This window comes from Roseofilum acuticapitatum BLCC-M154, from assembly GCF_030068475.1.
GTDB classification, from domain to species: Bacteria; Cyanobacteriota; Cyanobacteriia; order Cyanobacteriales; family Desertifilaceae; genus Roseofilum; species Roseofilum acuticapitatum.
Window position 1 is genome coordinate 50,183 of the sequence record NZ_JAQOSP010000091.1, and the last position, 13,737, is coordinate 63,919.

Sequence of the window (13,737 nt, forward strand, 5' to 3'; positions counted from 1 at the left end):
AACCAAGGTAAACTTAACCTAGTCGCCTATTCCCCCTGACCCACCCATGCACAGTATCCTCAAAGTCGTCGATCGCATCCTAGACACCCGTCCCGACACCCTAGACTTTCGCGACCAACTCTACCAAGCCACCCTCGTCGAAGTCCCCGCTCGTATCGACCTAGAAAACTATACCAAATGGAATATTCCCATCCTCGATCAAGGACGGGAAGGAGCTTGTACGGGCTTTGCCCTAGCCACCGTTGCCCATTATTTGCTCGTCAAACGCTATGGGTTAAAAAATTTGACTCAGGTCAGTCCCTGGATGTTGTATGCCATGGCCAAACGCTACGATGAATGGCCAGGAGAAGACTATGAAGGATCGAGTGCCAGAGGAGCCATGAAAGCCTGGCATAAACACGGAGTTTGTAGCGATCGCCTCTGGACTCATCGCTCCGGCCAAGTCAAACGAGACCTCAACGACCCCCAAGCCTCCGATGCCGCCCAACGGCCCTTGGGAGCCTATTATCGGGTCAATCATAAAGACCTGGTAGCCATGCATAGTGCGATCGCCGAAGTGGGTATCCTTTATGCCACCGGTCTCGTCCATGAAGGCTGGGAACAAATCAGCTCTGATGGCGTTATCCCCCTCAAAGAAACCATCCGGGGCGGCCATGCCTTTGCCCTCGTCGGCTATGATGAACGGGGCTTTTGGTTCCAAAACTCCTGGGGCAATACCTGGGGAAAAAATGGCTTTGCCCTGATCGCCTACGATGATTGGCTGATCAACGGCACAGATGTTTGGGTAGCGCGTTTGGGTGTGCCCGTCATCCTCAACAACCCCATTCCCCGGAAACCCAAACAACTCAGTGGTCTGCAAAAAAGCAGCGCCTACATCTATCAAGACCTGCGTCCCCACCTGATCGGCATTGGTGCAGAAGGGGAATTAGCAGGTAGTGGAACTTATGGTACATCCCCGGAAGCCCTGCAACGAATTTTAACTGAAGACTTCCCTCGCATTACCCAATCTTGGCACAAAAAACGCCTTTGCCTCTTCGCCCCAGGAGGCTTAAAATCCCAAGACCAAGTGGTGGAAGCAATGACCAACTTGCGGCAAGTTTTTCTCAATCAAGAAATTTATCCCCTGGCCTTTCTCTGGAATAATGAGTATGGGGCAACTTTAACCCAGATTCTGCAAAATGGATTGAAGCAGCGCCGACCGGAAGGCACAGTAGAAGAGAATCAGGATTTCATGCTCGATCGCCTCGATGATGCCCTAGAACCCCTTGTGCGTCCAGAGGGCAGTGTGCAATGGAACATTCTCAAAACCAAAGCCTTGCAAGCCGCAAAGGTCTATAATGGGGCGATTCGCTTAACCTTGCAATATATCGACCAATTGCAAAAGCAAGAGCCGAATCTAGAAATTCATCTCATCGGCCATAGTTTAGGCAGTCTGCTCTTAGAACCCTTAGTACAACTGTTAACCACAAAGGATTTAATTAGTGGTTCCCTGCTAGGGGGGGATGTGGGCTATGATCGGGCGATCGCCTCCTGTACCCTCTGGGCCCCTGCGTCCAGTCTATCAGCGTTTCATGAAAGTTATGGCCAGGCGATCGCCAATAATAAAATTGGTAAATTTACCCTCTTTACCCTTACCGATGATGCGGAAAATAACGACCAATGCGCTAATATTTATAATCGGTCTCTGCTCTATCTGATTGCCAATAGTCTAGAAGAAAAACCCCGCATTCCCTTTTCTCCTACCCATGCTCAAGGAACGGCGATCGCCGGAATGGAGAAATTTATCCGCCAAGATGAGCAACTGCAAAGCTGGATCGCTTCTGGACAAGTGGATTGGATCTTAGCCCCCAATACCGGTTCCCAGGGCGCTCAATTCCATTCTGCGGCTCGCTCCCATGAAGCCTTTCCCCAAGATCCAGCCACCTTAAAAGCGACATTTGCCCGCATTATGGGAGAACCGGAGTTAGAAGAGCGAGAAGAACCCGAAACTGAAGAATAGGCGATCGCGACTTCAGTCAAAGGTGTCAAGCTTTTTGATAGAGAAAGCGGGCAAAATTCAAGAGTTCTTCCTGTTTTTCTTCAGATAAGCGATCGCTCATCCATTTAATTTTATCGCCAGTAGCCAGCCATTGTTTAGTTTCACTCTGCCAAACCACCATAAATTGCTCAGTGGACAGAGGACAAAGGGCAGTGGTTTCTCCGTCTGGGTTAGAAAACTCAATTTCAAAGTGAGTGTCGTCTAAACACTCAACAACTGCACCGCGATCGCCGATGAATAGGTGATATTCTGGTAAATCGATCAGCAGTTCTACAAGGTCGAAGAGTTCGGGTTTCATGGCGATCGCTTTTTAATAAAAAGGGTAGTCAGTCGAGCGTATTGGCCATTTTCGGGAATTAACCAACCCGTCCGCACGGTTTCGAGTTGTTCGGGTTCGATTCCTTGAATTTCAAGATCGATTTGATATCTTGTACCATATTGGTCTTGACTTTGGGCGATCGCTTCTGCATTGAGAACTTTTTGGTAAATTTGGTCGAGTAAGGCTTGATAGTTATCTTTGGTGTAACCTAAATGTTGAGCAAACATCAACGCTTTATTTTTTCCTTTGGGATTTTCTGGGTCTAGGGCATAGTGAGTGAGCTTGCGAGGATCGATGACAATTTCAACAACCAGTTCTTTAAGTTTCACGGTTGGACGCGGAGTTTGCCGCTCATGGGTTGGCATAGAACGCGAGTATTTTAAGGATAACGAGAAAATCCAGGTTAGAGGGGGCCAAATTCTGGCAGAATCAGACATAGAGCAGTCAAGAACCGGAAACCCTAGGCGATCGTGTCCATTTCCCCCATCTTTACTTTAGAGTTAAAATTTCTCACCATCAGTCTATGGCTAGGCTTGATCTTCTTTGCCTCAGTCTGGTTGAGTCGTTATCCTTGGGCGAATGCGGAAATCATTCGCAAGGTCGTCCATATTGGCTCAGGAAATGTAATTCTGTTGGCCTGGTTCTTTGATATTCCCGCTTGGGTGGGGATAGCGGCCTCCATTGTCTTTAGTGCGATCGCCCTGTTATCCTACTCTTTTCCTATCCTACCGGGCATCAATGGCATCGGTCGCCAAAGTTGGGGCACATTTTTCTACTCCATCAGTATTGGTTTGCTTATTGCCCTCTTTTGGCCCCTGCATCAGCCCTATTATGCAGCTTTGGGGATCTTGATTATGACTTGGGGCGATGCCCTAGCTGCCTTAGTCGGGCAAAATTTTGGCACTCATCCCTACTTCCTGGGAACAATCCAAAAAACCTGGGAAGGAACCGCTACCATGTTTGCCGTCAGCTATCTAATCGGTGTGGCGATCTTGCTACCGGTTTATGGCAATGTGGGCTTAATCTGGAGCAGTGCAGCGATTGTTGCTCTGTTTGCCACCTTCCTGGAAGCGTTTTCCCGCTTTGGTATTGATAATCTAACCGTCCCCCTCGGTAGCGCTATCCTCGCCTTTGGACTCATAGAAGGCTTAACCATCGGAGAATTGTATTTTCGTTAACTGTGCCCCACAGCAAATCTGAAATTTTTAATTTTTAATTGAACAGTTTGGTTTCCAAACCTGTAACACTCACACTAGAATCAATACCATCCCCTATGCTTAAAGTATGCCTTCACCCGTGAAGTCACCTAAATCACAGTCCCCATTGCCCTTGGAGCGAGTCCCCGAACCAGAGCAACTCGACAATATTAAAGCCCAGTTAGATCTCATTTTACTGGCACTGGAGGCCTTAGCGGGAATTGGCTCCGAAGCCATGCTACAAGCAGCGAGTAAACTTAATCTAGAAGGAGTAACGGATCGCGTTAACTTGTGGCGTTTGCGTCAAGCGAACCCCTTACGCAAAGGGAGTGGCGGGCGGAAAAAACTGGATGTGGAAGAGGCGCGATCGCTCGTGTTAATCTGTTGTGAATTAGCCCAAAATCACCAAGAACTGATTCGCCGTGCCGTCGGACTCCTAGAACAACTGACTGCCGAAGACCGACCCCTGCATACCATCTCCCTCTTAGGAGACTATCTAGACACCTTTACCAACACCTATCAAGAGCGAATGCTTGATGGTGAAGATATCCCCCCTGATGAGCTGACCCCCTTGGCCCTCAAACTCTTGATCGATTTGCTCTTCTACTCCAGTCCCGGAGGCCCCCGTCGTCTCTGGTTAGCCCTCCTAGACCGCTCCCTGTAAATTTCATTTTTAATTTTTAATTTTTAATTGAATTGACCCCATGAGTTCCTCCGTCATCCGACGCTATACCCCACCCACCTGCACCCTAGAAATTATCGGTCAATCTTCTCCCCTCTCCCGATGGACGAAACAACCGGCGATCAAAAATCTGCGCTTTCGGTTGCACTTCGATGACCCAAGGGAGGGAATGGAGGCTAAAATAATGGTTAAGGGCGATCGCACTCAACTCGAAACCCTCTCGGATACCGTCACCACCACTGTGCAAACCCTGCTCACCCAGTCTCCCCCAACGGAACCCAAACGCCTCACCCAACATCAACTGAACCTTGGCCCCCTGGGAGAAGACGAGAATGACCTCACCGTTACCCTCAGCGCTTTACAACTGTTCGATTTGGCAACGGCGATCGAACAATATAATTTAGATCTAGTCGCCCTTCCCGAAGCAATTGAAACCGCCAAACCCATCCGTCAACCCAACCATTCCCTCAGATTTGTCGCCAGCTTACTCCTGGGTATTGGCATAACGGCCAGTAGTGTCATTGTCTTCAAAGACCTTTATCCCTATCCCGACTCAAGCTTTGAAACCGCCACTCAAGCTCCCAACCCAGAAACTTATGATAACCCCTCGATCGCTCAACAACCCACGCCCACTGTTCCCCCTGCACCCCTAGAGGCAGTCCCCTCCCCCTCTCCCTCTCCCATGACCTCCGATGAAAAACTGCCTCCTCCTCCCCCCGTTGGTGGCATTACTCCTGAATCGGCGAATCTCCCTCCAGAACCCACTTTTTCCCCCTCGGCTCCCCCTCCAGAACCCACTTTTGCGCCCCCTGAGCCGGTCTTGAGTGCCCCTTCTGAGGGCATTTCTATCCCCCCCCCACCCAGCATTGAAGAAAGCATTGAAGAACCGGAACAAGCCGCCATTTTGCCCGCTCCTGAAGCTGAACTGCCCGCCCTGGCTCCTCCGCCTTCTTTAGAGCGTCCCCCCACGGAACTTGATGATGTCATTCCCCCCACAGAAGCTCAAAGCGCTTCCCCTCCTCTAGAGGCAAGGGGAGAAAATAGCCTATTTGATAACATTCCCCAAGTGGCTGAAGCTCGGCGCTATTTTGAACAGCGTTGGACTCCTCCAGAAAGTTTAGATAAAACCATTGAGTATAATATTGCTCTGAATTCCGATGGTACAGTTCAAGGCATTACCCCCCTAGGAGAAACTGCCGCCACTTATTTAGATCGTACGGGAATGCCTTTACTCGGTGAACGGTTGGTTTCTCCCCTAGAAGGTAATTTGCAACCCAGTTTGCGTGTTGTTTTAAACCCGGATGGAACGGTACAAACCTTCTTGCAATCAGGGAATTAGCGACGGTGGAAGGCGATCGCCATCAACACCGCAATTTGGAGTAAAATCATGATCCCATACTCAGCCTGAATGCTGTTGATGAGATGATGATCGGTTGCCGGGATGTCGATATTGGCTGGAATTTGTACCTCAAACCGCAGATCGTGCGCCGTATCAAGATTACTCGCCGCCTCACCGATAAGATGAGCGCGGTGTCGATCGGTTTCCGTTTTGATCCGTTGTTGACTTTTCATGATTTATACCGGGTAAACAATCCCCCAGATGCTGCCCGTGGTTAAATAGAGATAGCCTTGTTTGTTGTTTGCAGTTGTTGGGTTTCCCCGCGACTGCGAGCAGCATTTCTTGGGTTGATACCACCCTAATCGGAAGGCATAAGAAGTTCAAAACCCGATCAAAACCTGATCTTGACAAAATACTATTAATGGTGTAATGCCTAAGAGTGAGAAACTACAAGCTACAGATGAGCAACTAACACAAATTGAAGCTAGAAGAAACGCTCTCGATTGGTCAACAGGAGACGATAGTGACGCATTAATTGAAGCGGCTAGAGTTTTAATTTTTGGCTCCAGTAATGGGGATTTACCCGCGAGAATCACTGAAGAAAGAATTACCAGAAAAGAATTGTGCGTTCGAGCGAAGTATAATAAGTGGAAGATTAACGAGCAAATAGAAAAGTCAGAATTAGAGCGAAGTGATATTGACCAGCTAATCGGTGATAGAATTTTAGTTCCTCAAGGTATTTCTTATCGTTCATGGAAAGATTTTAGAGGACAAAAAGATCTAGATAAGAGGGCATTTAAAGCTTATTGGGTTGCCTTGGGGTTGAGTTTAGAAGAGCTAGGACTCATCACACCTGGAAAATTAAGAGCGAATCGCTTATATCGTGCAATTCTTACCTTAGATCATACTGAACAACTTCATAGATTAACAACGATTGGTTGCTATCGACCGAAAGTAGGTACATTTCTAATTAATACTCAATGTCGGTGTAGTCGAGCTTGGTTGATGTGGCGACTGGAAACTGAAATTTTAGCCTGTGATGATGATAGTGCAGATCAAATCCAGCGTTACTCATTGAATGTATTATCAACTGATAACATCCAGAGCATTAAAGATACAATCAAGCAAAAAGTCTATCAATTTTCTAGGGGGAATTATAATTTAATTATTCGCCTTGACAACATCGATCAATTAGACAGGGATCAATTTGAAAACTTTTCACAATCTCTGGAAGACTGGAAAAGCATGATCCAAGAATCAGAAAATTATTTTATTCTCTATCTTATTGATGGCAATACAAACAATAATTGGCGAGAACAGTATGAGCAATTCAAATTCCCAATAACACAACACTTAACGTTAACAGAATTAACCATGGGTTTACCTTCCATACATCGAGCTGTCAAAAAAACGCCAGAGTATCAATTTGATGTTTTAGCACGACAAATCTTGGATAATACCAACGAGGGGCAAGTCAGTCTTATCCTAGAAAATATTTATCACTATTTGAAAGATCATTTTAAGCAAAACTTTGAATTTAATTTAGATTTACAAGGAGAAACACGATGGTTCAACTACCCTTAAACTATACTGGAGACGAACAACCGCAATCGGGGGAATGGAGCGAGCTAGTCCAGACTACACTCTATCCCTATTATCCCAGTCCAGAATTGATTGAAGCGGTTAACTTAGCCTTATTGCTGAAGCGTCCCTTGTTGTTGGAGGGGGAACCGGGATGTGGCAAAAGTCGGTTAGCCTATGCTTTGGTTTATGAATTGAGTCAACGATATAAACAGATTAACTGGAAGTTTCGACTCTGGAATGTGCAATCGACGAGCAAAGCGGAAGAAGGGTTTTACACCTATGATTATATTGGCCGGTTGCAAGCCGCGCAGTTGCAGCAAACGGGGGTTAAAGAGAGTGAAAAAAATCCGGCTGAGGTAGGCAATTTTTTGAAAAAACGGGCGTTAGGACATGCTTTTCAGGATAAGGATGCTTGGACGGTGGTGTTGATTGATGAAATTGATAAAGCTGACCGGGATTTTCCCAATGATTTATTATTGGCATTGGAGGAAGGACATTATTTTGTCAAACCTTTAGATGAGCGGTGGGAATCGAACAAAGAGAAACCGCCTATTATCATCATTACCAGTAATCAGGAGAAGAAGTTACCCCGCGCCTTTCTCAGGCGTTGTCTGTATCATTATATTGAATTGCCGAATCAAGAAGAGTTGAAGAGAATTCTTGAGGGCAGGTTTAAGGAAGCACCGGAAGCAGTGGTAACTCAAGCCATTGATAAATTCTTGGAGTTGCGAGAGGATATGGACGAGCGCAAGGTGAGTACCAGTGAATTGATTGATTGGTTTCAGGCGTTAATTAGTTATGAACCGGACAAGGTTTTAGAGAAGTTAGGACAAAAAGATTTACCCTATGCGAATACATTGTTGAAAGAGCGACAAGAACGGCAAGATTTTTTGTAGTAGACTGTAGATCGTAGGGTGTGTTAGCGACAGCGTAACGCACCCTAATGGCTGATTATTTTCTTTATTTTAAGCTTTGTAGGGTGGGCAATGCCCACCATAAAATATACTAGGTGGGCAATGCCCACCCTACTCCTAATTATGAGGTAAAGAGTATGGATAGATCTCGTCTGTTAACAATATTAGAACGTGACCCCAATAAAGTGAGTGGTGCGTGGGTTTTTCGAGGCACTCGTGTGCCAGTTGCTGCGTTTTTTGAGAATATCAAAGATGGAGCTTCTATCGATCAATTTCTGGAATGGTTTCCTGGAGTCGAGCGAGAACAAGTGGAGGGATTATTAGAGTATGAACTGATGAGTTGGAATGAAACAGTAGCGGTTGAGCGATGAAAATATTGTTTGATCAATTTTTTTTATCTTAAATCAATCCTAACGCTGTTAGAAACCCGGTTTCTTCAAGAAACCGGGTTTCTAGACCCTGGGCGAGTATAAGCGAGGATTGGGGATTTTGGAAGGAATCTCGGCTTGCATCTGATGATTTTCTTTATGTTCAACCTAGCTTTGTAGGGTGGGCAATGCCCACCTAGTATATTTTATGGTGGGCATTGCCCACCCTACTCAACTATAAAAAAAAGACTTGTCATTGCGATCGCAGGGAAGCAATCGCCAAGATTCGGAGATTTTGCGATTGCTTCATTCCACTGCGTTCCATTCGCAATGACATCCTGTAAGGTTTAAGAAACCGGGTTTCTAGACCCTGGTGTGGGTAAAATGGAACCATGAAACATCCACCCTTATTGAACCTATTTTTAGAATTGCGCGAGCCGCTCCATCTGACGACTGAGCAGTATCGGTTGGCGCTGGAGGGGTTGGTGGATTCTTTGGAGAGGGGGTTAGAGGTTAGTGATGCTGAGAAGATTGGGCGGTTGTTTCGCATTGTGTGGGCGAAGTCGCCCCAGGAGCAGCGAATTTTTGATGATGCTTTTGCCCAGTGGCGAAAACGGGAGTCGGAGCAGGTGACGGTGGCGCTGGCAGAGTGGGTGCAGCGAGAGCAACGGCAAGAGCAACAGGAAAGGAGAGGAGAGGAAGAGAGGGGAAATGTTGTTCCCCTTGTAGATAAGCGCCAGTTTCCCGATGGGGAGGAGACGGGGGAGACGGTTGAGAGCTGGTTAAGTCGCAGGTATAGCGCCCCTGAAGTGGGGGAAGCGGTGCGGAAGTCGCCCCAAGAGCGCAATTATTTTCCCGTGAGTCGGCGGGAGATGGAGGAGTTTTGGAGTCGGTTACAGTCGCCGATGCTCTCAGAAGAGTTATCGCGGGAAGTGGATGTGGTGGCGACAGTGACGGAGGTGGCGCGGCGGGGATTTTTTACTGCTCCCGTGTATCATCGGCGGTGGTGCGAGGGGTTTGAGGTGATTCTGTTGGTGGATAGCTCGGCTTCGATGGTTCCGTTTCAGCCTTTGTGTCGGTTGCTGCTGAAAGCGGCGCAGGGGGTGCGGGTGTTGTATTTTCGCAATGTGCCGGGGTTGCGGGTGTATGAGGATGCCGAATGTTGGCGACAGGTGCGGGTGAGGGAGGTGTTGCGGAAGGGGCATCCAGAGCAGGTGATGGTGATTTTGAGTGATGGGGGGGCGGCGCGGGGGCGCTATGTGGAAGAGCGCATTGAGGAGACGGAGCGGTTTTTAGAGTATGGGTTGTTGTCGGTGGCGCGGATAGGCTGGTTGAATCCCTTGCCCCCTGTGCGTTGGGGGGATACGTCGGCGGAGGAGATTGCCCGGTTTGCCGAGGTGGATGGGCGGATGGGCATGTTTGGGTTGGAGGAGTTGGAGCAGTTGGGGAATTGGTTGGTGGGGGATGCCCTCATCCCAACGAAACCTGTAGGGGCGAAACCTGTAGGGGCGAACGGCCGTTCGCCCCTACAATTAATGGATACATCCGTGACAATACGGGATTTTGATGCATTCTCGGTACAGGGGAGAATTGCCGGATTTTATCGGCGGTATGGGGAAGCCTGGGGGCGGTTGGCGCGGTATGGGGCGTTTCCGTTGGTGCTGACTGCGGATGTGTTGTATCGGTTGTGGGAGCGTTTTTTTAAGGATAGCCGTAAAGATGGGGGAGTTCCTTGGTATGGGGTGGCGGATGTGTTGTTGTCGAATCTCTGTCAAATGCAGTTGGGGGAGTCGGAGAAAGGGGAGCAGGAGTTAGAGGAAGTGTACCGGATGGAGTTGTCGATTCGGGAGGAGTTGTTGCGGGGATTGACTGATGAGGAGTTGAGGGAGTTATCAGAGTTTTTGGTTGAGTATGTGCAGCAGCAGGTGAAGAACCGGAAGTTGGCAGAGCGTCAGGGATGGGTGGCGCTGGCGTATGTGCAGCCGACGAAGGTAGCGCAGGAGTTGGCACAGGCGTTGCGACGGGCGTATTTAGCGGAGGATAAGGGGCAGTTGGTGCAGTTGGCGGCGCTGGTGGAGACGTTGGCGGAACCGTTGCGCGGGGGGTTTGAGCCGTTGTTGGTGGTGGGGCACGAGTATGGAGCCTATGGGCGCGGTGTGCCTTCGGAGCGGGAGGGAGCGGAAGAGGTGGCAGGGGTGCGGTTGGAGTATCCCCGGAAGCGGGAAAGAACACCGTTGCGCTGGTTCTCGTTTGAGGTGGTGACGGTGAATCGGAGAGGGGAGGAAATTAACCGGGAGCTAAAACAAGCCCAGTATTTTAGTGAGGATTGTAATGGGGTGAACCTGGAGATGGTGGCGATACCGGGGGGAGAGTTTATGATGGGAAGTCTAGAAACGGAGAAGGATAGTTATAGTGATGAGCGTCCCCAACATCGGGTGACGGTACAACCGTTTTTCATGGGGAAATATGCCATAACTCAGGGGCAATGGAAAGCGGTGGCGAGATTGCCGAAAGTGAAGCGAGATTTAAAGCCTGAGCCATCATATTTTAAAGGAGAAAATCGACCGGTAGAGAGCATAACGTGGTATGATGCGGTAGAGTTCTGCGCCCGGTTGTCTCGATATACGGGAAAAGAGTATCGACTGCCGAGCGAAGCCGAATGGGAATATGCCTGTCGCGCCGGAACGATAACGCCGTTTCATTTTGGGGAGACGATAACGACAAAACTAGCTAATTATAATGGCAACTATACCTATGCTGAAGAGCCAAAGGGAGAATATCGAAAAGAAACTACCCCGGTGGGATATTTCCAAGTGGCGAATCCGTTTGGTCTTTATGACATGCATGGAAATGTATGGGAATGGTGCGCGGATGAGTGGCATGACAACTATGAAGGAGCTACTAGAGATGGAACTATATGGCTAAATAGTGATGAAAGAAATAATGAAGAAAAACGCCGGCTGCTTCGTGGCGGTTCTTGGGGCAACCTTCCTGCTTATTGTCGTTCTGCGTATCGCAGTAGGGATGCGGCGGACGGTAGGCACGGGGGCAGCGGTTTTCGCGTCGTTCTCTCCCCCGTTGCGATGACGAATCAATTAAAAATTAAAAATTAAAAATTAAAAATGATTTTATAGGATGCAAAAGAAGGATATTTGCGATCCTTTAAGCACGCGCATGGGTTCCCAGAAACCCGGTTTCTTGGAGAAACCGGGTTTCTTTGTCGTTAGGGATGGGGTTTCTTTGTGGTTATAGTCATTTTGATGGATGTTAAAATATAGTGCGAGCATCGTGCTGGCTGTCACCCCCTCTAAATTGTTAATGGTTAATTGCCATGAATGTGATCTTTCGCGAATTTAATCCCTTTGATGTTTGGCTCTGGATGGAATTTAGCACCATTCCCAGTGATGCGGAAAAGCTGTATCTGCAAGAAGCCTTTGATGCTTGGTATTATTTGGGTAAATTGGGTGGATTTAATGCAGAAAATCTGCAAGTGCAAGAGGAAGGCTTGGATCTCAGTTATATGACCTATGATAGGGAGCAGGCCGATCGCTCCTTGATGGCCTTAATGCATAATATGGGAGAATTTGAATATGAAGGGAATTGGGGACGCTGTTGGTTTGACTTAGGAACCAGTGATGCTCTCGCTCTGGATATCCTGATTAATGCTCTGCGGCAACTGAGTCAGGAATTTGTAGCCATTGAGACCCTAGTCATTGGCGGAGTGAACGCAGATTGGCCAATTCCGGAGACTGAAGATACATTTGTGCAATATTAATCACCATGTCCAAGAAGAAGCCAAAAATCCGGGTAATTGCCCTGGGATTGATTCAAGAGGGCGATCGCATTTTCCTCTCGGAAGGCTACGATCGAGATAAAGATCAAACCTTCTATCGCGCATTAGGGGGAGGCGTTGACTTTGGGGAAACCTCCCGCGAAGCCCTCAAACGGGAATTTCAGGAAGAATTAAACGCCGAGTTAACCCAAATCGAGTATTTAGGCTGCATCGAAAGTATTTTTACTTGTCAGAATCAACCCGGACACGAAATCATTCAACTCTATCGCGCCCAATTTGTAGACCCCAAATTTTATCAGCAAACTCGCTTTACTTTCCAGGAAAACAAGCGCAGCAAAACCGCTCTCTGGGTGAATATTGAGGACTGCAAATCGGGAAAAATAACCGTCGTTCCCTCAGAATTTTTAGAGTATTTTTAGGGTAAAAAAACGTAGGGGCGAAAAAAAATCCGCCCCGACAATATTTATCGGAACATGCTGCTAACCGAACTATCTTCATGAATACGCCAAATGGTTTCTCCGACTAAATTCGCCACAGAAAGCACCCGCAGTTGTGGGAAATGTTTAGCTTCAGGGTATTGAATGGTATTCGTCACAATTACTTCTTCAAATAAACCACTAGAGAGCCGCTCAACGGCTGGATGGGAGAAAACGGCATGGGTAGCACAAGCATAAACTTGTCTTGCTCCTTTTTCGCGCAGCATTCTCGCCCCTTCCGAAATCGTTCCGGCGGTATCAATCATGTCATCCACCAATACGGCCGTTTTGCCTTCCACATCTCCAATCAGATTCAAGACTTCGGCCACATTGTGAGCTTGACGGCGTTTATCAATAATGGCTAAGGGAGCATCATTGAGTTTTTTCGCAAATGCTCTTGCTCTAGCGACTCCACCGACATCCGGAGACACCACGACCAGATCGGGTAATTGCTTATTTAAAAGATAATCAATTAAAACGGGAGAACCATAAACATGGTCACAGGGAATATCAAAATAGCCTTGAATCTGGGCAGAATGTAAATCCATGGCTAGGACGCGACTCGCTCCAGCTTCCGTAATCAAATTAGCTACTAATTTAGCGGTAATTGATTCACGACCGGCAGTTTTACGGTCAGCTCTGGCATAACCATAGTAGGGGATAACGGCTGTAATTTGGCGGGCAGATGCTCGACGACAAGCGTCTACCATGATCAACAGTTCCATTAAATGGTCGTTGACGGGGGAGCTAGACGGTTGAATCAAATAAACATCGCAACCGCGAATTGACTCTTGAATTTGAACATAAAGTTCGCCATCAGCGAACCGTTTACGAACCATTGGCCCTAAATCCACCCCTAGATAGCGGGCGACTTCTTGAGCCAAGAGCAAGTTAGCAGAGCCAGCAAATAACCGAAGGCGGTTATTTTCATTGACAGATGGTAGCGTTGGCTGAATCGCCAAAGTCGCAGAACGGATCACGACAAACCCTCGAAGCGCACTCATTGGCGATCTTATCACTAGAAATTG

Annotated in this window: 14 protein-coding genes; 10 read left to right on the plus strand and 4 right to left on the minus strand. The window is 47.8% G+C overall.

The annotated features are described in order from the left end of the window. Nucleotides 1-46: 46 nt before the first annotated feature. A complete protein-coding gene (locus PMG71_RS13845; protein ID WP_283754288.1) occupies nucleotides 47-1,999 on the plus strand; it encodes a C1 family peptidase in 1,953 nt (650 codons plus the stop codon). Nucleotides 2,000-2,024: 25 nt separating this feature from the next. On the opposite strand, the gene PMG71_RS13850 is transcribed toward PMG71_RS13845, so the two are convergent. Further along, entirely contained in the window at nucleotides 2,025-2,336 is a 312-nt protein-coding gene (locus tag PMG71_RS13850; protein ID WP_283754289.1) for a DUF4926 domain-containing protein, read from the minus strand. Next, nucleotides 2,333-2,686, minus strand: coding sequence for a DUF6883 domain-containing protein (locus PMG71_RS13855; protein ID WP_347179287.1), 354 nt, complete (start codon nucleotides 2,684-2,686; stop codon nucleotides 2,333-2,335). Before PMG71_RS13855 ends, PMG71_RS13850 begins: the two co-directional genes overlap by 4 nt. Before the next feature lie 141 nt (nucleotides 2,687-2,827). On the opposite strand from PMG71_RS13855, the gene PMG71_RS13860 reads away from it, so the two are divergent. From PMG71_RS13860 to PMG71_RS13870, 3 genes are all read left to right on the plus strand, one after another. Further along, nucleotides 2,828-3,535, plus strand: a complete 708-nt coding sequence (locus PMG71_RS13860) for a diacylglycerol/polyprenol kinase family protein (protein ID WP_283754291.1) — start codon at nucleotides 2,828-2,830, stop codon at nucleotides 3,533-3,535. Nucleotides 3,536-3,641: 106 nt separating this feature from the next. Further along, nucleotides 3,642-4,217: a DUF3038 domain-containing protein gene (locus PMG71_RS13865; RefSeq protein ID WP_347179286.1), complete on the plus strand. Its 576-nt coding sequence runs from the start codon at nucleotides 3,642-3,644 to the stop codon at nucleotides 4,215-4,217. 40 nt (nucleotides 4,218-4,257) lie between these two features. Next, nucleotides 4,258-5,574 (plus strand): DUF4335 domain-containing protein, encoded by a 1,317-nt coding sequence (locus tag PMG71_RS13870; protein ID WP_283754293.1) that lies wholly within the window; start codon nucleotides 4,258-4,260, stop codon nucleotides 5,572-5,574. On the opposite strand, the gene PMG71_RS13875 is transcribed toward PMG71_RS13870, so the two are convergent. Next, nucleotides 5,571-5,807 (minus strand): hypothetical protein, encoded by a 237-nt coding sequence (locus tag PMG71_RS13875; RefSeq protein ID WP_283754294.1) that lies wholly within the window; start codon nucleotides 5,805-5,807, stop codon nucleotides 5,571-5,573. The two genes, PMG71_RS13870 and PMG71_RS13875, sit on opposite strands and share 4 nt — an antisense overlap. Nucleotides 5,808-6,003: 196 nt before the next feature. On the opposite strand from PMG71_RS13875, the gene PMG71_RS13880 reads away from it, so the two are divergent. The 6 genes from PMG71_RS13880 to PMG71_RS13905 all read left to right on the plus strand — a co-directional run bounded on the left by PMG71_RS13880 (nucleotide 6,004) and on the right by PMG71_RS13905 (nucleotide 12,652). After that, complete coding sequence (locus PMG71_RS13880; RefSeq protein ID WP_283754295.1) at nucleotides 6,004-7,158, plus strand: hypothetical protein; 1,155 nt, start codon at nucleotides 6,004-6,006, stop codon at nucleotides 7,156-7,158. Beyond that, nucleotides 7,140-8,054: an AAA family ATPase gene (locus PMG71_RS13885; protein ID WP_283754296.1), complete on the plus strand. Its 915-nt coding sequence runs from the start codon at nucleotides 7,140-7,142 to the stop codon at nucleotides 8,052-8,054. The genes PMG71_RS13880 and PMG71_RS13885 overlap by 19 nt, the downstream gene beginning before the upstream one ends. A 155-nt stretch (nucleotides 8,055-8,209) precedes the next feature. Next, the gene (locus tag PMG71_RS13890; protein WP_283754297.1) at nucleotides 8,210-8,443 is read left to right on the plus strand and encodes a DUF433 domain-containing protein; all 234 of its coding nucleotides are present in this window, start codon (nucleotides 8,210-8,212) and stop codon (nucleotides 8,441-8,443) included. Between the two features lie 389 nt (nucleotides 8,444-8,832). Next, nucleotides 8,833-11,553 (plus strand): SUMF1/EgtB/PvdO family nonheme iron enzyme, encoded by a 2,721-nt coding sequence (locus PMG71_RS13895; RefSeq protein ID WP_283754298.1) that lies wholly within the window; start codon nucleotides 8,833-8,835, stop codon nucleotides 11,551-11,553. 218 nt (nucleotides 11,554-11,771) lie between these two features. After that, entirely contained in the window at nucleotides 11,772-12,215 is a 444-nt protein-coding gene (locus tag PMG71_RS13900; RefSeq protein WP_283754299.1) for a DUF3531 family protein, read from the plus strand. A 5-nt stretch (nucleotides 12,216-12,220) separates the two neighbouring features. Beyond that, the gene (locus PMG71_RS13905) at nucleotides 12,221-12,652 is read left to right on the plus strand and encodes an NUDIX hydrolase (protein WP_283754300.1); all 432 of its coding nucleotides are present in this window, start codon (nucleotides 12,221-12,223) and stop codon (nucleotides 12,650-12,652) included. Between the two features lie 44 nt (nucleotides 12,653-12,696). Here the strand turns inward: PMG71_RS13905 and PMG71_RS13910 are convergent, their stop codons facing one another. Next, complete coding sequence (locus PMG71_RS13910) at nucleotides 12,697-13,713, minus strand: ribose-phosphate pyrophosphokinase (RefSeq protein ID WP_283754301.1); 1,017 nt, start codon at nucleotides 13,711-13,713, stop codon at nucleotides 12,697-12,699. Nucleotides 13,714-13,737 lie beyond the last annotated feature (24 nt).